A 26406-nucleotide genomic window follows, 5' to 3' on the forward strand; every position below is an offset into this window, starting at 1 on the left:
GTCCAGAAAAATGTCGGGATCTAAGACCTTATCGTGGCACAGTGTTGCGCTGGGGCAGCAGTTGGTCGCGATGCTCGTCGACCAGTTGAATTAACCAATGGCGGAACGCGCGGACTCGCCGCAACTGTCGCGTATCGCGGTGCGTGACCAGCCAGAAGGCGCGCGTGATCGCGACGTCGGGCATCACCCGGCACAGAGCGGGATCACGACCCCCGATGAAGTGCGGCAACACGCCCACGCCCGCGCCCGCGGCGATCAGCCGCGCCTGCGCGTTGATGCTCGAACTGCGCAGCGTCGGCGCCAGCGCGGCGCCGATCTCGTGCAGGTAGCGCAGTTCGGGCGAGTAGAGCAGGTCGGGGATATAGCCGACCAGCCGATGACGCGTGCCCAGCGTCGCCAGCGTCGGCGCGCCGTCGCGCGCCACCAGCGTTCGCGCCGCATAGAGGTGGAGCGCGTAATCGGCCAATTTGCTCGCCACCACCGGCCCTTGGCGCGGGCGCGCGAGCAGCACCGCGACGTCCGCCTCGCGCCGCGACGGGCTGAGGAAGCCCGAGCTGGCGACCAGATCGACCGTCAGCGCCGGGTGCGCCGCCGCGAACGAATCGAGATGCTGCGCCACCAGCCAGGTGCCGAATCCCTCGGAAACGCTGACGCGCAGCGTGCCGGTGAGCGCGCCCGGCGGATCGGCGCCCTCGCCGATCCGCTCGGCGGCGCGCGCCATCTGCTCCACCTGTGCGAACAGCGCCTCGCCCGCCTCGGTCAGCACCTGCCCCTCGCGCGTCTGCTCGAACAAGGTGCGCCCGAGCCGCGACTCGAGCCGCCGCAGCCGCCGCCCGACCGTGGTGGCGTCGACGCCGAGCAGCACCGCGGCGCGCGCGATCTGCCCGGCGCGTGCCACGGCGAGGAAATCCTGCAGGTCGTTCCACGCGATCGGCTGCATCATCGCAGGCGGAGGTTGCAGAATTGCCGCTTGCCTGCAACCGCGCCGCGCCGCACAGCAAGGCGACAGAGAGAGGAGAGGCGATGCGCACCATCGACCATCACATCGCCGGCGCCGCGTCCACCGCGGGCGGCGGTGGCGGGGTGCCCGCGGCGGCGCGGCACGGCAACGTGTTCGACCCCAACACCGGGCAGGTGCAGGCGCGCGTGACGCTCGGCACCGCCGCCGACCTCGATCGCGCGGTGGCCGCGGCGCAGGCGGCGCAGCCGGGCTGGGCCGCGACCAACCCGCAGCGCCGCGCGCGCGTGCTGTTCCGCTTCAAGGAGCTGGTCGAGCGCGAGATGGACGATCTCGCGCGGCTGCTCGCGTCCGAGCACGGCAAGGTGATCGCCGACGCGAAGGGCGACATCCAGCGCGGGCTCGAGGTGATCGAGTTCGCCTGCGGCATCCCGCACGCGCTCAAGGGCGAATATACGCAGGGCGCCGGTCCGGGGATCGACGTTTATTCGATGCGTCAGCCGCTCGGCCTCGGCGCGGGCATCACCCCGTTCAACTTCCCCGCGATGATCCCGATGTGGATGTTCGGTGTCGCGATCGCCTGCGGCAACGCCTTCCTGCTCAAGCCGTCCGAGCGCGACCCGAGCGTGCCGGTGCGGCTCGCCGAGCTGATGCTCGAGGCGGGTGCGCCGGAAGGCATCCTCCAGGTCGTCCACGGCGACAAGGAGATGGTCGACGCGATCCTCGACCATCCCGCGATCGCGGCGGTGAGCTTCGTCGGCTCCTCCGATATCGCGCATTACGTCTACCGCCGCGGCGTGGACGCAGGGAAGCGCGTGCAGGCGATGGGCGGGGCCAAGAACCACGGCGTGGTGATGCCCGACGCCGATCTCGACCAGGTCGTCGCGGACCTGCTCGGCGCCGCCTTCGGCTCCGCGGGGGAACGCTGCATGGCGCTGCCCGTGGTCGTGCCGGTCGGCGACCAGACCGCGGAGCGCCTGCGCGACAAGCTGATCCCCGCGATCGGCGGGCTGCGGGTCGGCGTCTCGACCGATCCCGAGGCGCATTACGGCCCGGTGGTCAACGCCGCGCACAAGCAGCGCGTCGAGCAATGGATCGGCACCGCGGTCGAGGAGGGCGCGGAGCTGGTCGTCGACGGCCGCGGCTTCACGCTCCAGGGGCATGAGCAGGGCTTCTTCGTCGGCCCGACGCTGCTCGATCGCGTCACGCCGCAGATGCGCTCCTATCAGGAGGAGATCTTCGGGCCGGTGCTCCAGATCGTCCGCGCGCCCGACTTCGAGACCGCGCTGCGGCTGCCGAGCGAGCATCAGTACGGCAACGGCGTCGCGATCTTCACGCGCAACGGTCACGCCGCGCGCGAGTTCGCCGCGCGGGTCAACGTCGGCATGGTCGGGATCAACGTGCCGATCCCGGTGCCGGTCGCTTACCATACGTTCGGCGGCTGGAAGCGCTCGGGTTTCGGCGACATCAACCAGCACGGGCCGGAGGGCGTGCGCTTCTGGACCAAGGTCAAGACGGTGACGCAGCGCTGGCCCGACGGGTCCGCGCTCCCCAGCGGCAGCGAGGACGGTGGACCCTCGCGCGTGCAGGACGCGTTCGTGATCCCGACGATGGGGTGACGATATGCGGCAGAGCGGACGGATGGCGATGACGGCGGGGCTGGCGGCGACGCTCGCGGCCTGCTCGCCCGACGCGGCGGACTATAACCGCCACGACGTGCCCGCGGACGAGGCGCGCGCCCAGGCCGCGATCGAGCGCGCCGCCGCGCAGAACGGCGTCGCCACCACCGCGCGCGCGGGCGTCCCGATCGCCGCGCCGACCGAGACCGCCGCGCGCGCCCGTGCTTTTCCGACCGACTTTCTCGGCTATTGGGGTGTCAGCTACGACGATTGTCAGCTCGCCAATACGAATGCGACCGGGCGGATCAACGTCGACGCCGACACGATCCGCTTCCACGAATCCAAGGCGCGCGTGCAGCGGCTGGAGCAGCGCTCCCCCTATGAGGTGGTGGCGGATCTCCGCTTCGATGGCGGCGAAGGCGCGACATGGGAGCGGCGCGACCGTTTCACGCTCGAGCAGGGCGGCACCATCCTCGTCCGCACCGAGGCACCCAACGTCCAGCGCTACCGGCGCTGCTGACCGCAAGGCAGGACATGACCGACCAGTTCGACCTCACTGATGACCAGCGCGAGATCCAGGAGCTCGCGCGCCGTTTCACCGCCGATCGCATCACGCCGCACGCGGCCGAGTGGGACGAGACGCACCACTATCCCGTCGACGTGTGGAAGGCGGCGGGCGAGCTCGGCTTCGGCGCGATCTACGTCAGCGAGGCGTCGGGCGGGATCGCGCTCGGCCGGCTCGAGGCGGCGCTGGTGATGGAGGCGATGGCCTATGGCTGCCCCGCCACCAGCGCGTTCATCTCGATCCACAACATGGTCGCCTGGATGATCGATCGCTTCGGCTCGGCGGCGATCAGGGACCGCTTCCTGCCCGGCCTCGTCACGATGGAGACGATCGGCAGCTATTGCCTCACCGAGCCGGGCTCGGGCTCGGACGCGGCGGCGCTGAAGACGAGCGCGCGGCGCGACGGCGACGATTACGTGCTCAACGGCACCAAACAGTTCATCTCGGGCGCGGGCTACAACGACCTGTACGTCTGCATGGTGCGCACCGGCGAGGAGAAGAGCCGCGGCATCAGCGCGATCGTGGTGGAGAAGGGCACGCCCGGCCTGTCCTTCGGCGCGCCCGAGCGCAAGCTCGGCTGGAACGCCTCGCCGACCGCGCAGGTGATCTTCGAGGACTGCCGCGTGCCCGCCGCCAATCTGGTCGGCGCGGAGGGCGAGGGGTTCCGCATCGCGATGGCGGGGCTCGACGGCGGGCGGCTCAACATCGGCGCCTGCTCGCTCGGGGGGGCGCAGCGCTGCCTCGACGAGTCGATCCGCTACGCGCGCGAGCGCCAGCAGTTCGGCCAGCCGATCGCCGACTTCCAGAACACGCAGTTCATGCTAGCGGACATGGCAACCGACCTAGAGGCGGCGCGCGCGCTGCTCTATCTCGCCGCCGCCAAGGTGACCGCGGACGCGCCCGACAAGTCGCGCTTCTCGGCGATGGCGAAGCGGCTGGCGACCGACAACGGCTCCTCGATCGTCGACGGCGCGCTGCAGCTCCACGGCGGCTACGGCTATCTCAAGGACTATCCGATCGAGCGCTTCTGGCGCGACCTGCGCGTCCACTCGATCCTGGAGGGGACCAACCAGGTGATGCGCATGATCGTCGGCCGCGAGCTGACCCGGCAATGAGGGGGTTGGGCCAGATTTCCCGTAGTGGTGCCAGCCACATGCTCCGCCGTCATCCCGGGCTTGCCCCGGGATCCATCGTGCCGCGTACGCTCCGATTCCTGCGCTTGCGGGACCATGGATCCCGGCACAAGGCCGGGATGACGGCGGGGCGCGGTGCAGGGATCGCCATCCCCCTACCTGTGGCAGGGAGGATCTGATGACCGATCTCATCGCCGAGGCCGAGGGCGGCGTCGCCAAGCTGCGGCTCAATCGCCCCAAGGCACTCCACGCGCTCACCGCCGGGATGTGCGCGGACATCCTCGACGCGCTCGAGCGCTGGCGCGGCGACGACACGATCCGTTGCGTCACGATCGACCATGCCGAGGGCCGCGGCTTCTGCGCCGGGGGCGACATCCGCCTGCTCGCCGAGAGCGGTGCGGGCGACGGCAGCGCGGCGCGCGCCTTCTTCCACGTCGAGTATCGGATGAACCACCGGCTGTTCACCTACGCCAAGGACGTGGTCGCGTTCATGGACGGGGTGACGATGGGCGGCGGCGTCGGCCTGTCGCAGCCGTGCCGCTATCGTGTCGCCACCGAGAACACCAAGCTGGCGATGCCCGAGACCGGGATCGGCCTGTTCCCCGACGTCGGCGGCGGCTGGTATCTCTCGCGCCTGCCGGGACGGATCGGCCAGTATCTCGCACTCACCGGCGCGCGCGTCGACGGCGCGGCCTGCCACGCGCTCGGGCTGGCGACGCATTATGTAGAGAGCGCGCGCCTCGACGCGCTCAAGCGCGACATCGCCGCCCGCCCGGCCGAGCTGCGCGCCTTGCTCGACGCCGCGCATGTCGATCCCGGCCATGCCGCGCTGCTCGACCAGCGCGCGGCGATCGACCGGCTGTTCGCCTCGGACGAGGTCGAGGCGGTGTTCGCCGCGCTGGAGGCCGAGGACAGCAAGTTCGCGCGCGCGACGCTGGCGACGCTGCGGACCAAGTCGCCGCAGACGATGAAGGTCTCGCTCAAGCTGCTCAAGCATGGGGCGGGCATGGCCGATTTCGCCGACGAGATGCGGCAGGAATATGCGGTCGCCACGCGCGTGGTGCAGCGCCACGACTTCCTCGAGGGCGTGCGCGCGGTGATCGTCGACAAGGACAATACCCCGCGCTGGGAGCCCGCCACGCCCGCGGGCGTCAGCGACCATGTCATCGACCAGATCTTCGCCCCGCTGCCCGAGGCCGAGGCCTGGACTCCGCACGATTGAGGGACCGACTGATGGCCGATTACGAGACGATCCTGGTGGAGCGCCGCGGCGCGGTGACGCTGCTGACGCTCAACCGCCCCAAGGCGCTCAACGCGCTCAACTCGCAGGTGCTCGCCGAGCTGTTGCGCGCGCTCGCCGACTATGACGCCGATCCCGCGCAGCGCTGCGCCGTGCTCACCGGCAGCGAGCGCGCCTTCGCCGCGGGCGCCGACATCAAGGAGATGGCGGAGCAGGGCTTCGCCGACATGTATGCGGGCAATTTCTTCGCCGGCTACGAGCAGCTGACGCGGACGCGCAAGCCGCTGATCGCGGCGGTGGCGGGCTATGCGCTGGGCGGCGGCTGCGAGCTGGCGATGATGTGCGACTTCATCCTCGCGGCGGACACCGCCAAGTTCGGCCAGCCCGAGATCAAGCTGGGCGTCTCGCCGGGCATGGGCGGCTCGCAGCGGCTGGCGCGCGCGGTCGGCAAGGCCAAGGCGATGGAGATGGTGCTCACCGGCCGGATGATCGACGCCGACGAGGCCGAGCGCGCCGGGCTGGTCAGCCGCGTCGTGCCCGCCGCCGAGCTGCTCGACGAGGCGCTGCGCACCGCCGCGACGATCGCCGAGATGGCGCCGCTTGCCGCGATCGCCAACAAGGAGATGGTCAACGCCGCGTTCGAGACGACGCTGGCGCAGGGCGTCCAGTTCGAGCGCCGGCTGTTCCACGCTTTGTTCGGCACCGCCGACCAGAAGGAGGGGATGGCCGCGTTCGTGGAGAAGCGTGCCGGACAGTGGAGCGGGCGGTAGGTTCGGTGGTTGCCCCATCCGTTCGCCTCGAGCAGTGATCGAGCCTGCCGAGATCACGTGTCGAGAGGGCCACGTGCGCCGACCTCTCGATACGCCGTCTCGACGAGCTCGACGGCTACTCGAGGCGAACGGAGAGGAGTGACGGTCACGAGGTGAGGGGGGGCGCAGCTGTCGCGTTCTTCCTGCTCGGCAACATGAACGACGGGCGCCACATCCCACCCGTTCACCTCGAGCAGTGATCGAGCTTGCCGCGATGACGTGTCGAGAGGACCACGCGCGACGACCTGTCGATACGCCAACTCGAAAAGCGCGACGGATACTCGAGGCGAACGGATCGGGGGCAAGCCCCAGCAAGGAGGAGAGGCAATATGGCACGCGTCGCGTTCATCGGGTTGGGCAACATGGGCGGCGGGATGGCCGCCAACCTCGCGAAGCACGGCCATGACGTGCGCGCCTTCGATCTCTCCGCCGAGGCGCTGGCGCGCGCCGAGGGCGCCGGCTGCCTCGCCGCGGAGAGCGCCGCGGCGGCGGTCGATGGCGCCGAGGCGGTGGTCACCATGCTGCCCGCGGGGCGCCACGTCGCGCAGGTCTATGACGAGATCCTGCCGCTGGTCGACGCCGCGGCGATCCTGATCGACTGCTCGACGATCGACGTCGCCACCGCGCGCGCGGTCGCCGAACAGGCGCGTGCGCGCGGCGTCGCCGCGGTCGACTCGCCGGTGTCGGGCGGCATCGCGGCGGCGACCGCGGGCACGCTCACCTTCATGGTCGGCGGGCCGGCCGAGTCGTTCGAGCGTGCGCGGCCGTACCTCGAGGCGATGGGCAAGGCGGTGATCCACGCCGGGGCGAGCGGCACCGGCCAGGCCGCCAAGCTGTGCAACAACCTCATCCTGGGCGCGACGATGATCGCGACCTGCGAGGGCTTCGTGCTCGCCGAGCGGCTCGGGCTCGACCCGCAGGTGTTCTACGACATCGCCAGCAAGGCGACCGCGCAGAGCTGGTCGATGACGAGCTACTGCCCGGTGCCGGGGGTCGGCCCGCAATCGCCCGCGGACAACGACTATCGCGGCGGCTTCGCGGGCGCGCTGATGCTCAAGGACCTCGAGCTGGCGATGGCCGCGGCGGCGGACGGCGGCGCGACGCTGCCGCTCGGCGGCCACGCGCGCGACCTGTACCGCGCGTTCGGCGAGAGCGGGCATGGTGGCGAGGATTTCTCCGGCATCATCCGGATGCTGCGGGGCGCTTAGGGTCTGATCTACCCTGGTTGAACCGTGCTCCTGCGGAAGCAGGAGCCCAGCGCGTCAGGCGTGACGCTCGTGGCTCTGGGCTCCTGCGTCCGCAGGAGCACTCCGCTGGTTCACGCGCTGAAGACCATCAATCCACGAAACACAACGTCATCCCGGACTTGTTCCGGGATCCACGGCGCCGCACGCTCCACAGAGGTAATCCGCGCGGCGTCGTGGACCCCGGAACACGCCCGGGGTGACGTTTGTAAGGGATTGCGCGGTGCTTGCTCGCGCGAGCCCCCTCACCGCAGCGCCGCCTCCACCTCCGCGCGCTTGGCCGCGCGCAGCGCGACGCACTGGCGGATCGCGCCGAGCGCCTGGCTCAGCTCCAGTTCGCCCCCGCCCAGCGTCGCCAGCCGCGGGCGGAACAGCGCCTCGACCGCCTCGGCCTTGTCCGCGCTGCAATAGCCGCCGAACAGCGTCGGGATGCGCGCGCGCGCGAAGGCGGGCACCCCCGCGATCGCGCCGTCGAAGTCGCGCGTGAACAGCGCCAGCAGCGCGTCCCGCCCGAGCTTCTGGCCGGCGAGCCGGGTCATCAGCGTCAGCCGCTCGGTCGATTGCAGCGCCGGGTCGCGCGTCAGCTCGAGCGCGCGCGCCACCTCGGCGGCGCTGCTCGCGCGACCCAGCGCGCGCACCGCGTGCGAGCGGAACAGCGGATCGCCGCTCGCCGCCAGCGCGTCGCGCAGCCGGTTCATGAAGACCACGCCGCGGTCCTCCACCGCCACCGCGAACGCCAGTTCGCGATAGGAGGGATCGATCGCGCGCGGCGTCGCCGCCAGCGCGCCCTCGGCCGCCTCGGCGAGCTGCGAGCGGAGCGCCGCGTCGCGCGCGGTCTGCGCGGCATAGTCGACGAGGTTCTGCCGCAGCAGCGCTTGCCCGGTCTCCTCGCCGGCATAGGCGCCCGGCGCGAACGACACCGCGCCGAGCGCGCGCAGTCGCGGCAGCGACAGCTCGCCCGCGAGCCGGCGCAGCCCCGCGGTCGCGGCGGGCGAGAGGTCGAGCTGCTCGACCTCGGCGATCGCCTGCGGCAGTTGCAGCGTGGCGCTGCGCTCGCGATGCGCGGCGAAGGCGCGCGCCCCCGCGATCACGCGCGCGAAGCTGGCGTTGCCCGCGAGGAAGTCGGCCCACAGGCTGTCCGCCGCCGCCATCGCCTCGCGCGCGGGCAGCGTGTCGGCGCCCTTGAGCAGCCCGGCCCAGCCGGCATCGTCGAGGCTGTAGCGCCAATAGCCCGCGCCATCGGCATTGGGCACCGCCACGCCGCTGCCGCGCAGAGTGAGCGTGCCGGTCGCGCTGCCGAGCAGGGTGCAGCTGCGCGTCTCGCCCTGGCGCGCGCAGACCGGCACCGTCCATGTCTGCGGCGCCGGTTGCGCGGCGACGCCGATCGGGCGATAGCGCTGCTGGCTCAGCTGCCACCGCCCGGCACCGTCGGCGCGGATGCGGATCACCGGCACGCCGGTTTGCGTCACGAAGCTGCGGAACACCGGGACGATGCCGGGATCGCCCGACCCGGTCGCCATCGATTCGAAGAAATCGTCCGCGGCTGCGTTGGCGTAGCGGAAGCGGTTTAGATGGAACTGCACGCCTTTCCGGAACTTCTCCGCGCCGAGATAGCGCTCCACCATGGTCAGCACCTGACCGCCCTTCTGATAGGTGATCGAGTCGAAGGCGCTGGCGATCTGGTCGTTGCGCGTGATCTCCTGGCGGATCGGGCGGCCCACCGCGCGGCTGTCGGTGTCCATCGCGGTGAACGCCTCGGCGAGCTGCGCGACGTCGGTGCCGAGCCCCGGCTGCCAGATCTCGCCGACGCGATTGCCCGCCCATTCGGCGAAGCTCTCGTTGAGCCAGATGTCGGTCCACCATTTCGGCGTGACGAGGTCGCCGAACCATTGGTGCGCCAGCTCGTGCGCCACCACCGTGCCGAAGCCGCGCCGCTGTGACGCGGGCGCGTCGGGGTCGAGCAGCAGCAGCGTGTCGTTGTAGGTGACGAGGCCGGCATTCTCCATCGCGCCGCTCATCACCGGGCCGGCGATCTGGTCGAGCTTCTCGTAGGGATAGGGGATGCCGAAATATCGCTCGTGCAGCGCGAGGATCTTCGGCCCCTCGGTCGCGGCGAGCCGGAGCCGCTCGGCCTGCCCCTTGGTGGCGATGGCGCGATAGGGCAGCGCCGTCTTGCGCACCGCGTTGGCGGGCGCGTCGCCGGGCACGACGTCGAACGGGCCGACCGCGATCGCGACGAGATAGGTCGGCAGCGGCTTGGAGGCGGCGAAGACATGGCGGGTCAGCCCCGCGCCGGCGGGGGTGGCGGCGGTCTCGGGCGTGTTGGCGAAGACCTGCTGCCCGCTCGCCGCGGTGACGCTGAGCGTGAAGGGCGTCTTGAAGCCGGGCTCGTCGAAGCCGGGGAACATGCGCCGCGCGTCGATCGGCTCCATCTGCGTCCAGGCGTACCAGTCGTCGCCGACCTTGGCGCGGTACAGCCCCTCGGCGCCGGTCATGAAGGGCGCGTCATAGTCGAAGGCGAGCGTGACGCGACCGGCGGGGAGCGGCGTCGCGAAATCGAGCCGCGCCACGCCCGAGGTGTCGACCTGCGTGTAGCGCGCGCTGACGGTGCGGCCGCCGACGCGCGCGACGGCTTTGCTGACGGCGAGGCCGTTGCCGTGGAGGTAGAGCGAGGGTGTGGCGCGCCGGAGCTCGGCGTCGACCTCGGCGTGGCCGGTGAAGCGCTCCCGCTCGGGGCGGACGGTGAGGTCGATGCGATAGGCGGTGGGGCGCGCGGTGTCGGGGAGCTGGCCGAGCGGGACCGGGCCTGGGGCGGTGGTGGCGGGGGCAGGGGCGGGGGCCTGCTGCGCCAGCGCGGGCGCGGCGAGGACGAGGGCGGTGGAGGCGAGCAGCGGGAGTCTCATGGGCGCGACCTTCGTTCTGGTTGCCGCAGGCCTAGGACGGAACCGGCCGAAGTGCATCCCCCGCGACAGCGCTGCTTCTGCGTTGAGACCTTTGAACACCCCTTCGTCATCCCGGACTTGTTCCGGCATCCACCGCCCCGGATGCAGAAGGTTCATTGTCGCGGACGCAGCTTACCCCCGTCATCCCGGGCTTGACCCGGGATCCATAGTGCCGCGAGAGCCGCCGGCGTTGCTCTCGCGGAAGAATGGATCCCGGCGCGAGGCCGGGATGACGGTGAGGGAAGAGAGAGCAACCACCCTATACTTCCTCACAACCGCGTGCGCACCTGCCACAGCTCGGGGAACAGCTCGACCTCGAGCATCTTGCGCAGGTACGACACACCCGCGGTGCCGCCCGTGCCGCGCTTGAGCCCGATCACGCGCTCCACCGTGGTGACGTGGTTGAAGCGCCAGCGCCGGAAATAATCCTCCAGGTCGACGAGCTTCTCCGCCAGCTCGTACAGCGGCCAGTGCGTCTCGGGCGCACGATACACCTGCTCCCACGCGCCCACCACCGCCTCGCTCGCGATGTGCGGCGTGCGCCAGTCGCGCGCGGGATCGGCGAGCAAGCCCGCGGCGTGGAGGCGGACCAGCGCGGCGTCGTAGATGCTCGGCGCGGCGAGGATCGCCTCCAGCCGCGTCAGCGTCGGCGCGCGGTGGCGGTGCGGCCCGAGCGTCGCGGAGACGCGGTTGCCGCACAGATATTCCACCGCGCGATACTGCCACGACTGGAACCCCGACGACTGCCCCAGCGCGTCGCGAAAGCTGGTATAGTCGGACGGCGTCATCGTGCGCAGCACGTCCCAGGCGCCGTTGAGCTGCTCCAGGATCCGCGCCACCCGCGCGAGCAGCTTGAACGCCTGGGGCAGGCGATCGGCCAGGATCGCGTCGCGCGCGCTCTCCAGCTCGTGCACCGCCAGCTTCATCCACAATTCGCTGGTCTGGTGCTGGATGATGAACAGCAGCTCGTCGTGCGCGTCGCTCAGCGGGTGCTGCGCGTCGAGCAATCGGTCGAGCGCGAGATAGTCGCCATAGCCCATGCGCCCGGCGAAGTTCAGTTCGGCGTCGTGATGCTCGCTCATCACGTCACCGCGGCGCGGGCATGATGCTCGGGGCGGTCCCACGCGCCGGTGGCGAGGATGTCGGCGAGGATGTCGACCGCGCGCACCACCTCCTCCTCGCTCAGGTACAGAGGCGTGAAGCCGAAGCGCAGCAGGTCGGGCGCGCGCACGTCGCCGATCACGCCGCGCGCGATCAGCGCCTGCATCACCGCATAGGCCTGCGGGTGCGCGACGCTCACCTGGCTGCCACGCGCGTGCGGGTCGCGCGGCGAGGCGAGCGTGAGCTGGGGGCAGCGCGCCTCCACCTCGGCGATGAAGCACTGCGACAGGCGGATCGAGGCGGCGCGCAGGTCGGCCATGTCGACCCCGTCCCAGACGTCGAGCGCGGCGTCGAGCACCGACAGCGCGATCACCGGCGGCGTGCCGACGCGCATCCGCTCGACCCCCGGCGCGGGGGCATAGTCGCGCTCGAATGCGAAGGGCGCGCGGTGGCCGAGCCAGCCGCTCAGGATCGGGCGCGCGGTCTCGGCGTGGCGCGGCGCGAGATAGAGGAAGGCGGGGGCGCCGGGGCCGCCGTTGAGGTACTTGTAGGTGCAGCCGACCGCGAAGTCGGCGTCCGCGCCGGCAAGATCGACCGGCAGCGCGCCGGCGGAATGCGCCAGGTCCCACAGAGCGATGGCGCCGGCGGCGTGCGCGCTTGCGGTGAGCGCGCGCATGTCGTGGAGGCGGCCGGTGCGATAGTCGACCTCTGTCAGCATCGTCACCGCGACGTCCTCGTCGATCGCGTCCGCCACCTCCTCGGGCGCGACGACGCGCAGTTCATGGCCCTGGCCGAGCGAGTCGAGCAGCGACTGGGCGATGTAGAGGTCGCTCGGGAAATTGCCGCTGTCGCTCAGCACCACGCGGCGGCCGGGGCGCAGCGCGATTGCGGCGGCTAGCGCCTGGAACAGCTTGATCGAGAGCGTGTCGCCGGTGATGACGCTGCCCGCGGGCGCGCCGACCAGCCGCGCGATACGGTCGCCGACGCGGGTCGGCAGCGCCATCCAGCCGGCGTCGTTCCAGCCGCGGATCAGCCGCTCGCCCCATTGCTCGCGGATCGCCGCGGCGGCGCGCGCCTCGGCCGCGCGCGGCAGCGGGCCGAGCGAGTTGCCGTCGAGGTAGATCACGCCCGGCGGCAGATGGAACAGCGCACGGGTGGCGGCGAAGTCGGTCATGCCCGCGTCTTTAGCGCGCGGGAGGGAGCGGGCCAATCGCGACAGGCTCGGATTGCTCGGGGCGCACCGCCTTCGCGCGCTCATTGCTCCGCGCTCACCGCTCCGCGCTCACCACCTCTCCACACTCCCTACCGCCTCGGCGGACGCCGGGGCCCAGTTGGGGGACGATGGTAAGTCCCACGGAGGCTTTCCCAACTGGACCCCGGCGTCCGCCGGGGTGGTGACGGCAAAATGGAAGGACCGCATCTCAGCACGCCCCATCGCCCCATCTCCCCAACGTTCCTCGCGACGGTAAGCCTCCGCAAAACTTCCGTCATCCCGGACTTGGTCCGGGATCCACCGTGCCGCAGACTCACGGCGCGTTGTTCCCGCGGCAGCGTGGATCCCGGGACACGTCCGGGATGACGGAGGACGAAGAGCGTCCCGCGACGCTGGCAAAGGTGGCGCGAAGACAGGCCCGGTAGGGCGACACCGGCGAGACCCACTCCCGCTCCCCGACCGGTCCCGGTCTCCGCCGGGGCACCTACGCCCCTCAGTCCGCCGCGACCGGACCCGACGGCGCGCTCGGCCGGCGGCAGGTCCACACCAGCAGGATCAGCCCCGCCGCGAGCCACGCCGACAGACGGAACAGGTCGACCGAGGCGAGCAGATAGGCCTGCCCCACCATCTGCCGCGTCACCGCCGCGGCGGCCTGCTGCGCGCTCATCCCCATGCGCTGCATCTGCTCGGCCGCGAGCTGATACGGCATGCCGTTGCCGATCGCCTCGGCGAGCCGGCTCTGGTGGAGCGCCTCGCGCCGGTCCCATGCAGTGGAGATCAGCGAGGCGGCGAACCCGCCCGCGGTGATGCGGCAGAAGTTCGAGATGCCGGTCGCCGAGGGCAGCCGCTGCGGCGGGATCTTGTCGAGCGAGATCGTCAGCATCGCGAGGAAGAAGGTGCTCATCGACACGCCCTGGACGAGCAGCGGCAGCACGAGGTCGCCGAAGGTCGCCTGCGCGGTATAGCCCGATCGCATCCAATAGCTGATCGCGAAGCCGGCGAAGGCGATCGTCGCGATCAGGCGCGCGTCGACCTTGCCCGACAGCCGCGCCACCAGCGGGGTCAGCAGCACCGCCACCACCCCGCTCGGCGCCGCCACCAGCCCGGCCCAGGTCGCGGTATAGCCCAGCTGGGTCTGGAGCCACAAAGGCAGGATCAGGATGTTGGCGAAGAACACCGCGTAGCCGAGCGAGAAGCAGAGATTGCCGATCCAGAAGTTGCGCCGCGCGAACAAGGTCAGATCCACCGTCGGGTTGGCGTCGGTCAGCTCCCAGATCACCCAGGCGACGAAGGCGATCGCCGCGGTGATCGTCAGCACCACGATCAGGGGATCGTTGAACCAGTCGGCGTTCTTGCCGAGGTCGAGCATCACCTGGAGCGAGCCGACCCACAGCACCAGCAGCCCGAGCCCGACCGTGTCGATCGGCAGCTTCATCGTCGGTGTCTCGCGGCTGCGCAGGTTGAACCAGCACACCAGCGCGGTGACGACGCCGAACGGCACGTTGATCAGGAAGATCCACGACCAATGGTAGTTGTCGGAGATGTAGCCGCCGAGGATCGGCCCCATGATCGGCGCCACCAGCGTGGTCATCGACCAGATGCCGAGCGCGGTGGAGCGCTTGTCGTGCGGGAAGATCGAGATCAGCAGCGCCTGGCTGCCCGGCATCATCGGCCCCGACACCGCGCCCTGAAGCACGCGGAAGAGGATCAGCGAGGGCAGGTCCCACGCCACGCCGCACAGGAAGGAGGCGAGGGTGAACAGCACCACCGAGGTGCAGAACACGCGCACCACGCCGAAGCGCCGCATCAGCCAGCCGGTCAGCGGCACCGCGACGCCATTGGCGACCGCGAAGGCGGTGACCACCCAAGTGGAATTGTCGCTCGACACGCCGAGGTTGCCCGCGATCGTCGGCAGCGAGACGTTGGCGATGGTGCTGTCGAGCACCATCATGAAGGTGCCGAGCGCCAGTGCGAAGGCGGTGACACCGAGCTGGACGCCGGTGAGCGGCGCCTGTTCCTGCGGCGCGCCGCTAGCCATGATGCGGTCCCCTCAACCGTGTTCCTGCGCACGCGGGAATCCAGGGACACGAACGCTGACGCGCGCTGCCGATCATCGCGGAACGGGAGGAGCCGTCGTCCCCCGGGCTATCGTCGTCCGTCGCGCCACCGTGGTCCGACGCGCGACGGTCGTCCCACGCGTTACCGTGGTACGCCGCGCTACCGTCATCCCAAGCGCTACCGTCATCCCGGACTTGTTCCGGGATCCAGCCTTCCGCGTATCCCGCAGGCGTGAGGCTCGGCGCACGCTGGATCCCGGAACAAGTCCGGGATGACGAAGAAGGTGAGGGAAGCGCGATAGGTGACGGCTGCGCGCTCACCGCGTCACCGACCCGCGGGAACAGCAGCGCGATCCCCGCCCCGAGCCGCTCCGCGACGCCGCTCACCGGTTGGCCGCCACGATGCGGCGGATCTCCGCCTCGACCTTGGGGTCGGTCCCGACATTGGTGTCGCCGCGGTAAGGCGCCGCCGCTGCCTGTGCGAGCCGCGCGCCGCGCTGGTCGGCGGTGTCGACGGTCGTCGTCACCGACAGGCCGACGCGCAGCGGGTTGGCGCGCAGCTCGCGGGGGTCGAGCGCGATCCGCACCGGCACGCGCTGGACGATCTTGATCCAGTTGCCGCTGGCGTTCTGCGGCGGCAGCAGCGCGAAGGCGTTGCCGCTGCCCGCGGCGAGCCCGATCACGCGGCCGTGATAGACGATGTCGCCGCCGTACATGTCCGCGGTGATCCTGACCGGCTGGCCGATGCGCAGGTCCTTGAGCTGGGTCTCGCGGAAGTTGGCGTCGACCCACAGCCGGTCGAGCGGCACGATCGCCATCAGCGGCGTCCCCGCATTGACCTGCTGGCCGACCTGCACCGTGCGCTGCGCCACCACGCCCGCGATCGGCGCGATCACGTGCATATGGCCGCGCGCCACCGCGGCGCGACGGTAGTTGGCGATAGCGGCGAGCACCGCGGGGTTGGTGTCGACGTCGGTGCCCTGCACCGCGCTCTGCGCCTGGCGGCGCTGCTCGCGCGCGAGCCGCAGGTTGGCGGTCGCCACCTTCACCGCGTCGGCGGCGTGGCTGAGTTCCTCGCCCGAGATCGCGCCCTGCTGCGCGGCGCCGCGGCGGCGCGCGTAATCGTCGCGCGCGCGGTTGAGCTCGGCCTCGGCCTGGACGATCGCGGCGTCGGATTGGCCCACGCGCGTGAAGTCGGCGCGCGTCGAGCGCACCGCGCGCGCCAGCTCGGCGCCGGCGGCGGCGACGTTGACGTCGGCGGTGGTGGGGTCCAGGTCGATCAGCGGCTGGCCCGCGGTGACCGACTGGGTGTTGTCGGCGTGGAGCTGCGTCACCGTGCCGGGGTCGCGCGCGGTGATCGCCACCACATCGCCCGCGACATAAGCGTCATCGGTCTCCTCCTCCGGCGGGGCGAAGAAGAAGTGCATGATCGCCCAGATGATCAGCACCACCAGCAGCACCGCGCCGAGGATCAGGAAGGCGCGGCGGCGCGCCTTCGGCTTGCCCGCGGGCGTGGGCGCGGGCGTCGGGGCGGGGGCGGGCGAGGGCGTGGGGGCGGCGGTGTCGGTCATCGGGACAGGTCCTGGGCGCCGGTGGCGGGAAGGGGGGTAGCGGGCGTCGGCAGCGCGAAGCCGCCGCCGAGCGCGGTGGCGAGCTGCGCGCGCGCCGCGAGCGAGTCGATCGCGAGATTGGCGTCGGCCAGTTCGGCCTCGAGCAGGCGGATGTCGGTGTTGACCAGATCGAGCCGGCTGGACAGCCCGCTCTGCACGCGGACGCCGTTGAGCCGGTTGGTCTCGGCCAGCCCGGTCACCACCTCGCGCTGGCGCAGGCGCGCGGCGTCGGCGGCCTGCACGCGCGCGATAGAGTCAGCGGCGTCGCGCGCGGCGGCGACGACCGACTCATTGTACTGCGCGGTGGCGACATCGACCGCGGCGGTGGCGCCGCGCAGCTCGGCCGTCCGCCGCCCGCTGTCGAACAGCGGCAGGTGGATCGCGGCGCCGCCCCCCGCGATCCCCGACGACAGGTCGACGAAATTGCCGAAGCCGATCGCCTGTAGCCCGACGAGCGCCGAGAGGTTGATGTTGGGATAGAAGGCGCGGCGCGCGACCTGGCGCTGCGCCGCGGCGGCGGCGATGCGCGCCTGTGCGGCGGCAACGTCGGGGCGGCGCGCGAGCAGGTCGGCGGGCAGCGTCGCCGGCACGGGCAGCGCGGCGTCGGCGGCGAGCCGGGTCGGCTGGAGCGCGCGGGCATAGTCGCCGCCGCGTCCCGCCAGCGCCGCGAGCGCGTCGGCGGCGAGCGCGCGCGCGCCCTGCGCCTGTACCAGCGCGAGCTGCGCCTGCGACACGCGCGTCTGCGCCGCGGTCATGTCGATCCGGCTGGCGAGCCGGTTGCGCTCGCGCACTTGCACCAGCCCGAGCGACTGCTGCCGCGTCGCGATGGTGCGCTCGGCGATCGCCGCCTGCCGCTCGGCGCGCGCCAGCTCGACATAGCTCTGCACCACCGCGCCGGCGAGCATCAGCCGCGCGGCGGCGCGGTCATATTCGGCCGCCTGGAGCTGCGCCGCGGCGCCCGCGATCGCGGCCTTCTGCCGGCCGAACAGGTCGAGGTTCCAGTTGAGCCCGGCCTGACCGGTGCCGAGCGCGCGCACCGTGCCCGCGAAGGGCGGGGGGATGATATAGTTGCTCGACAGCCGCTGGCCCTGCACGTTGACGTCGAGTGCGGCGTCGGGGCGCCGCTCGGCGTCCTGCCGCGCCAGCGTCGCCTCGGCCTGACGCACGCGCGCCGCCGCGGCGTCGAGCGAGGGGTTGCCCGCCAGCGCGTCGGCGACGAGGCGGTCGAGCTGCGGGTCGCCGATCGCGCTCCACCAGTCGGGCGCGAGCGTCACCGACGGGCCGGCGAGCGCGAGGTCGGGCGCGGTCTTGGCGATCGTCACCGGCGGCGAGCCGGGGACCGCGCAGGCGCTGGCGAGCAGCGCGGCGGCGAGCGGGATCAGTCGGCGCATGCGTCGGTCTCCTCCAGCGTGCGGCGCAGCTTGCGGAGCTGCGCGAGGAACTGCTCGATCTCCGCGGTGCTCCAGTCGGCGAGATGGCGGTTCCAGCACTCGATCGCCTTGTCGCGGCAGCGCATCGCGGCGTCGCGCCCGGCGTCGGTCAGCGACAGGTTGACGACGCGGCGATCGTCCTCGCTGCGCGCGCGCTCGACCAGCCCGCGCGCCTCGAGCACGTCGATCAGCCGGGTCATCGCGCCTTTGTCATAGGTGAGGTCGCGCGCCAGCGAGGCGCAGGTCGCCTCGGCGTCGAGGTGGATGGTGAGCAACGTCGACCATTGCGAGGCGGTCAGCTCCTCCTCGGCGAACGTCCGATCGAGCAGCGCCACGTTGAGCTGGTTGCACCGCTTGATCAGATAGCCCGCCGAGTCATCGGGCACGAAATTGTCACGATTGTAGAACGGCATTCGGTTGCCTTAGCAACCATTGCCGGTGCAGTCAATAATTGTTTCGCCATGTTGCTGGGCGCCGCGCTTGCGGGCGGTCGCCGGCCCGCTATGGTCGCCGCCGTCACCATCCCGCGGGAGCATCATCCGTTGACCTATCGTGCGTTCCTGGCGGCCGGCGCGGCGCTGGCGGTCTTCTCTGCTCCCGCTCACGCCCAGGCTCCCGTCGCCCGCTCCGCCGCCCCGCTGCCCGCTGCCGCCCCGGTGTCCGAGCTGGTGAAGGCGATCGACATCCCCTATCAGCAGTTCACGCTCAAGAACGGCCTTCGCGTGATCGTTCATACCGATCGCAAGGCGCCGATCGTCGCGGTCAGCGTTTGGTACGACGTCGGCTCGAAGCACGAGCCGCAGGGCAAGACCGGCTTCGCGCATCTGTTCGAGCATCTGATGTTCAACGGCAGCGAGAACGCGCCGGGCGACTTCTTCGAGCCGCTCCAGCAGGTCGGGGCGACCGACTTCAACGGCACGACCTATTTCGACCGCACCAATTATTTCGAAACGGTGCCGACCGCCGCGCTCGACCGCGCCTTGTTCCTCGAGTCGGACCGGATGGGCTATCTCACCGGCGCGATCACCCAGAGCGTGCTCGACGAGCAGCGCGGTGTCGTCCAGAACGAGAAGCGCCAGGGCGACAACCAGCCCTACGGCCTGCTGCGCTACAAGGCGACCGAGGGGCTGTTCCCCGCGAGCCACCCGTACGGTCACACCACGATCGGCTCGATGGCCGACCTCGACGCCGCCAGCCTCGCCGACGTCAAGGAGTGGTTCCGCAGCCATTACGGCCCCAACAACGCCGTCCTCGTGCTCGCCGGCGACGTCGACCTCGCCACCGCGCGCGCCAAGGTGGAGAAATATTTCGGCGCGATCGCCGCGGGGCCGAAGAGCGTCGCGCCGCCCGCGCCGGTGCCCTCGTCGCTGCCGGGCAAGGCCAGCGAGATCATGAAGGACCGCGTCGCGGCGACGCTGGTGATGAAGGAATGGGCGGTGCCCGGCCTCAACGACCGCGACGCGCCCGCGCTCGAGGTCGCCGCCGGCGTGCTCGGCGGCCTGGCCAGCTCGCGCTTCGACAATGTGCTGGTCAAGGGCGAGAAGCTCGCGGTGCAGGCGTCGGCGGAATATGAGAGCTTCGCGCAGGTCGGCACCTTCCAGCTGATCGCCATGGTGCGGCCCGGCGTAGACGCGGCGCAGGTGCAGGCGCGGATGGACCAGCTCGTCGCCGACTTCATCAAGACCGGCCCCAGCGCCGACGAGGTCGCGCGCTACGTCACCAGCACCGTCTCGGCACGGATCGGCGGGCTCGAGGCGGTCGGCGGCTTCGGCGGCAAGGCGGTGGCGCTCGCCGAGGGCGCGCTCTACTCGGACGACCCCGGCTTCTACAAGAAGCAGCTCGCCGCGCTCGCCGCGCAGACCCCCGCCAGCGTCCGCGCCGCCGCGGCCAAATGGCTGACGCGCCCGGCCTATTCGCTCCAGATCGTCGACGGCCAGCGCGACGCCTACGCCGAGAGCAAGGTGCCGCCGCCCGCGCCGGTGAAGGAGGCGCCCGAGCAGCCGCCCAAGGGCACGCGCGGGCCGCTGCCCGACGTCGGTCCGATCGGCGCGCTCAGCTTCCCCAAGGTGGAGCGCGCGCGGCTGTCGAACGGGATCGAGCTGGTCTATGCGCAGCGCGGCGCGGTGCCGGTCACCCAGGCGGTGCTCAGCTTCGACGCGGGCGTCGCCGCCGACGTCGCCGACAAGCTCGGCACGCAGCAGCTGACGCTGGCGATGATGGACGAGGGCACGCGCGAACTCAACTCGATCCAGATCGCGGAGGCGCGCGAGCGGCTCGGCGCCTCGATCTCAAGCGGCAGCAGCGCCGACCGCACCTCGCTGGGGCTGCGCGTGCCCAGCGCCAATCTCGACGCCGGCGCCGCGCTGTGGGCCAGCATCGCGCGCGAGCCCTCCTTCGCCGAGGCCGAGCTGGGTCGCGTCAAGACGCAGCAGCTCACCGCGATCGCGCAGGAGCTGACCAGCCCCAACGGACTGGCGCGGCGCGTGCTGCCCAAGCTGGTCTCCCCCGGCTCGCCTTATGCCAAGGCGCAGGGCTCGGGTGATCCGGCGGCAGTGGCGGCGCTGACCCGCGCCGACCTGCTCGCCTTCCGCCAGGCGTGGCTGCGCCCCGACAAGGCGAAGATCTTCGTCGTCTCCGATCGCCCGCTCGCCGAGGTGCGGCGCGTGATGGAGGCGCGCTTCGGCGACTGGCGCGCCGAGGGTGCCGCGGGCAGCAAGACCTTCCCGGCGCGGGTCACCTCGGCCAGCCCGCGCATCGTCGTGATCGACCGCCCGGACAGCCCGCAGTCGCTGATCGCTGGGGGCGTGCAGACCGGGCTCAAGGGCACCGACGATCTTCTGCCGGTCGAGGTCGGCAACGACGCGCTCGGCGGCAGCTTCCTCGGCCGGCTCAACATGGACCTGCGCGAGGACAAGCATTGGTCCTACGGCGTCGGCGGCAATTTCAGCCGCAACGCCTTCGCCGCGCCTTATGTGATCTCGGCGCCGGTGCAGGCCGACAAGACCGGCCCCGCGGTCGCGGCGCTGCGCGGCGACATCGCGCGATATCTCACGTCGCAGCCGATGACCCAGGCCGAGTTCGAGCGCGCGATCAACGGCGGCACGCGCTCGCTCTCGGGCGAGTTCGAGACGTCGGACAACGTGCTCGACGCGATGCAGTCGAACGACCTCTACCGCCGGCCCGACGATTATTACGCGACGCTGCCGCAGAAGTATCGCGCGCTGACGTTGCCGCAGGTGAATGCGGCGACCAAGGCCGCGATCGACCCGGCGCGCTTCGTCTGGGTGGTCGTGGGCGAGGCCGCGAAGGTGAAGCCGCAGCTTGACTCCTTGGGGTTGCCGGTGGAGGTCATGGCGGCATCCGCGGTGGCGGGCACGCCGCCCCCGGCGACGCCTGCCGCCGCCACGAAGTGAGGAGAGCGTGATGGCCGGAGTCGACGGAACCTACGATTGCACCGTGAAGTCGCCGCTGGGCGACCAGAAGCTGACGCTGACGGTGACGTCGCAGGGCGACAGCTTCACCGGCCAGGCCTCGGGCGCGATGGGCGCCTCGGACGTGCAGGGTTCGGTGAACGGCGACACGCTGGCGTGGAAGCAGCAGATGACCTCGCCGATGCCGATGACGCTCGACATCTCCGCGACGGTCGACGGCGACACGATCACGGGCAGCGTCGGCGCGGGCGCGTTCGGCAGCTTCCCGCTGTCGGGCACGCGCGTGGGGTGAGGTGAGCTCCTCCTCTCACCCCCCGTCATCCCGGACTTGTTCCGGGATCCACCCTTCCGCAAAAACAACGCGTTAGGAGTATGCGGCACCGTGGATCCCGGACCAAGTCCGGGATGACGGGAGAATGTCGTAGGGGCGTTCCTCTAGGCGAGGTGTCGGGCTGGCGCACCCCTCACGCGCGCCGGTCTCGGTGAGACGGCGACGCCCCACCCCGACCCTCCCCTGAAGGGGAGGGAGCGTCGCCCGCCTCCCGCTGCCCCGCGCGCTGCTCGGTCAGCACCTGCCAGCCGGTGATGAACAAAGCCCCGATTAGCGGCCCGACCACGATCCCGCTGAGCCCGACCAGGTCGATCCCGCCCAGCGTCGTCACCAGCACCAGCCAGTCGGGGATGCCGGTGTCGCGCCCCACCAGGATCGGGCGCAGGATATTGTCGGCGAGGCCGATCACCAGCACGCCCGACAGGATCACCACCACCGCCTGCCAGATCGCCCCGGTGGCCAGCAGATAGAGCGCGACCGGCGCCCAGATGATCGCCGGCCCCACCGCGGGCAGCAGCGCCGCGATCGCCATCAATATGCCCCACAGCAACGCCGCGGGCAGCCCGACGATCCAGAAGGTCACCGCGCCGAGCGCGCCCTGCACGATCGCGACCACGCCCGATCCCTTGATCGTGGCGCGCACCACCGCGACGAACTTGTCCGCCAGCTTGCCCGCCACCGCCGGCTCGAGCGGCAGCGCGCGCACCACCGCCGGGCCGATCCGGTCGCCGTCGCGCAGCAGGAAGAAGGTGACGTACAGCCCGACGCCGAACGCCAGCAGGAAGGCGGCGGCGTTGGCGCCGATCGACAGCGCGCGGCGCGTCAGCGTGCTCGCGCTGTTGCTCACCGCCGCGCTGAGTTGCGCCTGTGCGCGCTCGAAGCTGTTGAAGCCGGAGTTGTCGACCAGCCGCCGCAATCGCTCGGGCAGCGCGTCGTGGACCTGCTGGAAATAAGTCGCGAAATTGATCTGGCCGCCGCGGATCTGGGTGTAGACGCCCGCCGCCTGGTCGACGACGAGGCTGCCGACGATCAGCGCCGGGATCACCACCGCGACGGTGATGATCAGCAGCGTCACCGCGGCGGCCATGTTGCGCCGTTCGGGCCAGCGGTTGAGCAGCCGCTGGTAGAGCGGCTGGAACAGCAGCGCCGCCAGCGCCGCCCAGAGCAGGGCGCCGAGGAAGCTCGACACCACCGCCACCAGCGCGACGCTGATGAGCAGCAGGAACAGGAGCAAGCCGCCGTTCTCGACACGGCGCCGCGGGATCGTCATTCGGTGGACCTCGGTGGGAAGAAGATCGTTACGCCATGGCAACCCGCCGCGCGCGGCTTTGCTCCCGCGCGCGTCGGTGCGCTCGTGCGAACGCCGATCCGGGTCAGCGCGTCTGTGCGCAGCGGTGCGCCAGAGACTATAGCCCGATGATCCATCGGGAACGTCGATGCCTGATCTCACCGCCGCCGACCTCGACCGCCTGTATGCGCCGCCGGCCGAGTCGATCCAGCGGGCGGTGCTGCCGCGGCTGATCGATTTCCACGCGGCCTATCTCCAGCAGGCCAGCTTCTTCTGTCTCGCCAGCGGGCGTGAGGAGGGGCTCGACGTGTCGCCGCGCGGCGGGCCACCCGGCTTCGTCCGCGTGCTCGATCCCGCGCACGTCGCTTTCGCCGACTGGCCCGGCAACAACCGGATCGAGACGCTGCGCAACCTCGTCGAGGATGATCGGCTGGCGCTGCTCTTCCTCTTCCTCGGTCTCGATGTCTTCCTGCGCATCAACGGGCGCGGTCGCATCAGCGACGATGCCGCGCTGCTCGAGCAGCTGAGCGAGAGCGGCAAGCGGCCCAAGACCGCCATCGTCGTGGCGGTCGAGCAGGTGCTGTTCCACTGCGGCAAGGCGATCAACCGGGCGCGGCTCTGGGCACCCGACGCCCGGCTCGCGCGCGACGCGGTCCCCTCGATCGGCGCGATGAAGGCGGCGCTCAGCGGCGGGTCGGCCGCCGACGCCGCGCGGCTGGACGCCGATTATCAGGAAGCGGTGCGGAAGGACCTCTACTGAGCCGGCGCTCCCCGGCTCAGCGCGTCACGCGCGTGACATGCCCCATCTTGCGCCCGGCGCGGCTCTCGCGCTTGCCGTAGAGGTGGAGGTAGGCGCCCGGCTCGGCGACGATCTCGGGCCAGCGCTCCCACTCGTCGCCGATCAGATTCTCCATCGCCACCTGTGCCGCGGTGAGCCCGGTGTCGCCCAGCGGCAGGCCGCAGATCGCGCGGACGTGGTTGGCGAATTGCGAGGTCGCCGCGCCCTCGATGGTCCAATGCCCGCTGTTGTGGACGCGCGGCGCCATCTCGTTGAACACAGGACCGTCGGCGCTCGCGAAATATTCGCAGGTGAGCACGCCGACATGGCCGAGCGCGTCGGCGATGCGGCCGGTCAGCGCGGCCGCCTCGGTCCATTGCCGCGCGATCTCGGGCGGGGCGGGGAGGGTGGAGCGGTGCAGGATGCCGTCGCGATGCTCGTTCCACGGCGGCGGGTAGCTCGTCATCGCGCCGTCGCGGCCGCGCACCAGCACGATCGAGAATTCGTGGCTGAACGCGACGAACGCCTCGAGCACCGCCGGCCCGCCGATCGCCTCCCAGGCCGCGTCGGCGTCGGCGGGCGAGGCGAGCCGCGCCTGGCCCTTGCCATCATAGCCGAAACGCGTGGTCTTGAGCACCGCGGGGCAGCCGATCGCGGCGATCGCGGCGTCGAGCTCCTCGCGCGAGGTCACCGCCTGCCAGCGCGCGGGGCGGCCGCCGACCTGCTCGACGAAGCTCTTCTCCTTGACCCGGTCCTGCGCCACCGCGAGGCTCTTCGGTCCGGGATAGACCGGCACGCGCTCGGCCAGCCACTCGACCGGGCCGGCGGCGACATTCTCGAACTCATAGGTGACGACGTCGACCTGCGCGGCGAAGTCGGCGAGCACGACCTTGTTGTGATAGTCGGCGCGCGTGAGCGACGAGGCGGTCTGCGCCGCGACGCTCTCGCGATCGGGCGCGAGCACATGGGTGCGATAACCGAGGTCGGCCGCGGCACTGGCGATCATCCGCCCGAGCTGGCCACCGCCGAGGATGCCGATCGTGCTGCCCGGCGGGATCGGTTCCTGGCTCATGCGGGGTCGACCGCGACCGACTCGGTCTGCCGCTCGCGCCACGCCTGGAGCCGCGCCGACAGCTCTTCGTCGCCCAGCGCGAGGATCGCGGCGGCGAGCAGGCCGGCGTTGATCGCGCCGGCCTTGCCGATCGCGAGCGTGCCGACCGGGATGCCGCCGGGCATCTGCACGATCGAGAGCAGGCTATCCATGCCCTTGAGCGCCTTGGACTCGACCGGCACGCCGAGCACCGGCAGATGCGTCATCGCCGCCGCCATGCCGGGGAGATGCGCCGCGCCGCCCGCGCCCGCGACGATCACCTGGAGCCCGCGTGCCGCCGCGCCGCTGGCGTACTCATACAGCCGCTGCGGGGTGCGATGCGCCGACACCACCTTGGTCTCGTGCGCGACGCCGAGCGCGTCGAGCGTCTCGCTCGCGTGACGCATCGTCTCCCAGTCTGAGGTGGACCCCATGATGATGCCGACGCGCGCCATCGCGTGCGGTTAGCGGCGCGGTGCGGGCGGGGCAAGCGCCCAAGTCGAGCAATTATGCCGCGAGCTGGAGCTCCTGCATCGCGTCCGCCGCCAGTGCGATCGAGCGGCGGCGCGCCTGATGGTCGTAGACCGCGCTGGTGATCATCAGCTCGTCCACCCCGGTGCGCGCGACGAAGGCGGCGATGCCGCGCGCCACCTCGTCGCGCGTGCCGATCGCGCTCGCCGACAGCGCATGGTCGAGGATCGCGGCATGCTGCGGCGGCAGTGACGCGCGATAGCCCGGCACCGGCGGCTTCATCCGGCCGGGATTGCCGGTGCGCAGCGCGACGAACTGCTGCTGCTGCGAGCTGGCGATCAGCTCGGCCTCCTCGTGCGTGTCCGCGGCGAAGACGTTGAAGCCCGCCATCGCATAGGGCCGCTCCAGCGCCGCGGACGGGCGGAAATCGCGGCGGTAGATCGCCAGCGCCCGGTCGAGCGCGTCGGGCGCGAAATGCGAGGCGAAGGCATAGGGCAGGCCCAGCATCGCGGCGAGCTGCGCGCCGAACAGGCTGGAGCCGAGGATCCACATTTGCGGTTTCGCGCCCGCGCCGGGTGTGGCGGTGATGCCGGTGCGGCCGTCGTCGGCGAAATAGCTCTGCAACTCGACGACGTCGCGCGGGAACTCGTTGGCGTCGCTGCTGAGGTTGCGGCGCAGCGCCTGCGCGACGCGCTGGTCGGAGCCGGGCGCGCGACCGAGGCCGAGGTCGATCCGCCCGGGGAAGAGCGCGTCGAGCGTGCCGAACTGCTCGGCGATCTGGAGCGGTGCCGAATTGGGCAGCATGATCCCGCCCGCACCGACGCGGATCGTGCTGGTCGCCTGGCCGACATGCGCGATCACCACCGCGGTCGCGGCCGAGGCGATGCCGGTCATGCCGTGATGCTCCGCTACCCAATAGCGGTGGTAGCCGAGCGCCTCGGCGTGCTGCGCGAGATCGGCGGCATTGCGGAGCGATTCCGCGACCGAGCCGGACTCGGTGACGGGAACGAGGTCGAGGAGCGAGAAGAGCGTCATGCGAACCGAAGTGGGGACGACCCCCGCCGGATGCCAGGCGATCCTCGCTTGGGAGCGACAA

Annotated in this window: 21 protein-coding genes; 9 read left to right on the top strand and 12 right to left on the bottom strand. The window is 71.3% G+C overall.

The genetic code is table 11. The features are described from left to right. Positions 1 to 28 precede the first annotated feature (28 nt). Positions 29 to 940, bottom strand: a complete 912-nt coding sequence (locus EV292_RS15210; protein ID WP_132910377.1) for a LysR family transcriptional regulator — start codon at positions 938 to 940, stop codon at positions 29 to 31. 83 nt (positions 941 to 1023) lie between these two features. On the opposite strand from EV292_RS15210, the gene EV292_RS15215 reads away from it, so the two are divergent. From EV292_RS15215 to mmsB, 6 genes are all read left to right on the top strand, one after another. After that, entirely contained in the window at positions 1024 to 2577 is a 1554-nt protein-coding gene (locus EV292_RS15215; RefSeq protein WP_132910095.1) for a CoA-acylating methylmalonate-semialdehyde dehydrogenase, read from the top strand. Between the two features lie 22 nt (positions 2578 to 2599). Beyond that, positions 2600 to 3097: a hypothetical protein gene (locus EV292_RS15220; protein ID WP_132910096.1), complete on the top strand. Its 498-nt coding sequence runs from the start codon at positions 2600 to 2602 to the stop codon at positions 3095 to 3097. Positions 3098 to 3111: 14 nt separating this feature from the next. After that, positions 3112 to 4257 carry an acyl-CoA dehydrogenase family protein gene (locus tag EV292_RS15225; protein WP_132910097.1) on the top strand — a complete coding sequence of 382 codons (1146 nt, stop codon included), beginning with the start codon at positions 3112 to 3114 and terminating at the stop codon, positions 4255 to 4257. A 196-nt stretch (positions 4258 to 4453) separates the two neighbouring features. Next, entirely contained in the window at positions 4454 to 5497 is a 1044-nt protein-coding gene (locus EV292_RS15230; RefSeq protein WP_207913443.1) for an enoyl-CoA hydratase/isomerase family protein, read from the top strand. Between the two features lie 11 nt (positions 5498 to 5508). Continuing rightward, positions 5509 to 6285, top strand: a complete 777-nt coding sequence (locus EV292_RS15235) for an enoyl-CoA hydratase (RefSeq protein ID WP_132910099.1) — start codon at positions 5509 to 5511, stop codon at positions 6283 to 6285. A gap of 368 nt (positions 6286 to 6653) precedes the next feature. Continuing rightward, on the top strand, positions 6654 to 7532 hold the full coding sequence (mmsB, locus tag EV292_RS15240; protein WP_132910100.1) for a 3-hydroxyisobutyrate dehydrogenase: 879 nt from the start codon (positions 6654 to 6656) through the stop codon (positions 7530 to 7532). A gap of 281 nt (positions 7533 to 7813) precedes the next feature. Here the strand turns inward: mmsB and EV292_RS15245 are convergent, their stop codons facing one another. From EV292_RS15245 to EV292_RS15275, 7 genes are all read right to left on the bottom strand, one after another. Further along, entirely contained in the window at positions 7814 to 10471 is a 2658-nt protein-coding gene (locus EV292_RS15245; RefSeq protein ID WP_165927137.1) for a M1 family metallopeptidase, read from the bottom strand. Between the two features lie 308 nt (positions 10472 to 10779). Beyond that, positions 10780 to 11592, bottom strand: coding sequence for a tryptophan 2,3-dioxygenase family protein (locus EV292_RS15250; protein WP_132910102.1), 813 nt, complete (start codon positions 11590 to 11592; stop codon positions 10780 to 10782). Continuing rightward, entirely contained in the window at positions 11592 to 12785 is a 1194-nt protein-coding gene (gene kynU, locus EV292_RS15255; protein ID WP_132910103.1) for a kynureninase, read from the bottom strand. Before kynU ends, EV292_RS15250 begins: the two co-directional genes overlap by 1 nt. A gap of 532 nt (positions 12786 to 13317) precedes the next feature. Beyond that, positions 13318 to 14862: a DHA2 family efflux MFS transporter permease subunit gene (locus EV292_RS15260; RefSeq protein WP_132910104.1), complete on the bottom strand. Its 1545-nt coding sequence runs from the start codon at positions 14860 to 14862 to the stop codon at positions 13318 to 13320. Between the two features lie 402 nt (positions 14863 to 15264). Further along, the gene (locus tag EV292_RS15265) at positions 15265 to 16452 is read right to left on the bottom strand and encodes an efflux RND transporter periplasmic adaptor subunit (protein WP_132910105.1); all 1188 of its coding nucleotides are present in this window, start codon (positions 16450 to 16452) and stop codon (positions 15265 to 15267) included. Beyond that, positions 16449 to 17882, bottom strand: coding sequence for an efflux transporter outer membrane subunit (locus EV292_RS15270; protein WP_132910106.1), 1434 nt, complete (start codon positions 17880 to 17882; stop codon positions 16449 to 16451). The genes EV292_RS15265 and EV292_RS15270 overlap by 4 nt, the downstream gene beginning before the upstream one ends. Next, the gene (locus tag EV292_RS15275; RefSeq protein ID WP_132910107.1) at positions 17870 to 18334 is read right to left on the bottom strand and encodes a MarR family transcriptional regulator; all 465 of its coding nucleotides are present in this window, start codon (positions 18332 to 18334) and stop codon (positions 17870 to 17872) included. Before EV292_RS15275 ends, EV292_RS15270 begins: the two co-directional genes overlap by 13 nt. Before the next feature lie 129 nt (positions 18335 to 18463). Between EV292_RS15275 and EV292_RS15280 the strand changes: the two genes are divergently transcribed. Next, entirely contained in the window at positions 18464 to 21334 is a 2871-nt protein-coding gene (locus EV292_RS15280; protein ID WP_243693802.1) for a pitrilysin family protein, read from the top strand. 10 nt (positions 21335 to 21344) lie between these two features. Next, positions 21345 to 21644, top strand: a complete 300-nt coding sequence (locus EV292_RS15285; protein ID WP_132910109.1) for a hypothetical protein — start codon at positions 21345 to 21347, stop codon at positions 21642 to 21644. Positions 21645 to 21816: 172 nt separating this feature from the next. Here EV292_RS15285 and EV292_RS15290 read toward each other — a convergent pair whose 3' ends face one another. Then, positions 21817 to 22953 carry an AI-2E family transporter gene (locus EV292_RS15290; protein ID WP_132910110.1) on the bottom strand — a complete coding sequence of 379 codons (1137 nt, stop codon included), beginning with the start codon at positions 22951 to 22953 and terminating at the stop codon, positions 21817 to 21819. Between the two features lie 166 nt (positions 22954 to 23119). Between EV292_RS15290 and EV292_RS15295 the strand changes: the two genes are divergently transcribed. After that, positions 23120 to 23731, top strand: a complete 612-nt coding sequence (locus EV292_RS15295; RefSeq protein WP_132910111.1) for an MSMEG_1061 family FMN-dependent PPOX-type flavoprotein — start codon at positions 23120 to 23122, stop codon at positions 23729 to 23731. A gap of 16 nt (positions 23732 to 23747) precedes the next feature. Here EV292_RS15295 and EV292_RS15300 read toward each other — a convergent pair whose 3' ends face one another. From EV292_RS15300 to EV292_RS15310, 3 genes are read right to left on the bottom strand one after another with little or no spacing between them, the layout of a single operon-like run. Continuing rightward, positions 23748 to 24821, bottom strand: a complete 1074-nt coding sequence (locus EV292_RS15300) for a 5-(carboxyamino)imidazole ribonucleotide synthase (RefSeq protein ID WP_132910112.1) — start codon at positions 24819 to 24821, stop codon at positions 23748 to 23750. Further along, positions 24818 to 25294 (bottom strand): 5-(carboxyamino)imidazole ribonucleotide mutase, encoded by a 477-nt coding sequence (gene purE, locus EV292_RS15305; RefSeq protein WP_279432432.1) that lies wholly within the window; start codon positions 25292 to 25294, stop codon positions 24818 to 24820. Before purE ends, EV292_RS15300 begins: the two co-directional genes overlap by 4 nt. A 52-nt stretch (positions 25295 to 25346) precedes the next feature. Continuing rightward, entirely contained in the window at positions 25347 to 26345 is a 999-nt protein-coding gene (locus tag EV292_RS15310; RefSeq protein ID WP_132910113.1) for an LLM class flavin-dependent oxidoreductase, read from the bottom strand. Positions 26346 to 26406 lie beyond the last annotated feature (61 nt).

This window comes from Sphingomonas sp. BK235 (assembly GCF_004345855.1).
Taxonomy (GTDB): Bacteria; Pseudomonadota; Alphaproteobacteria; order Sphingomonadales; family Sphingomonadaceae; genus Sphingomonas.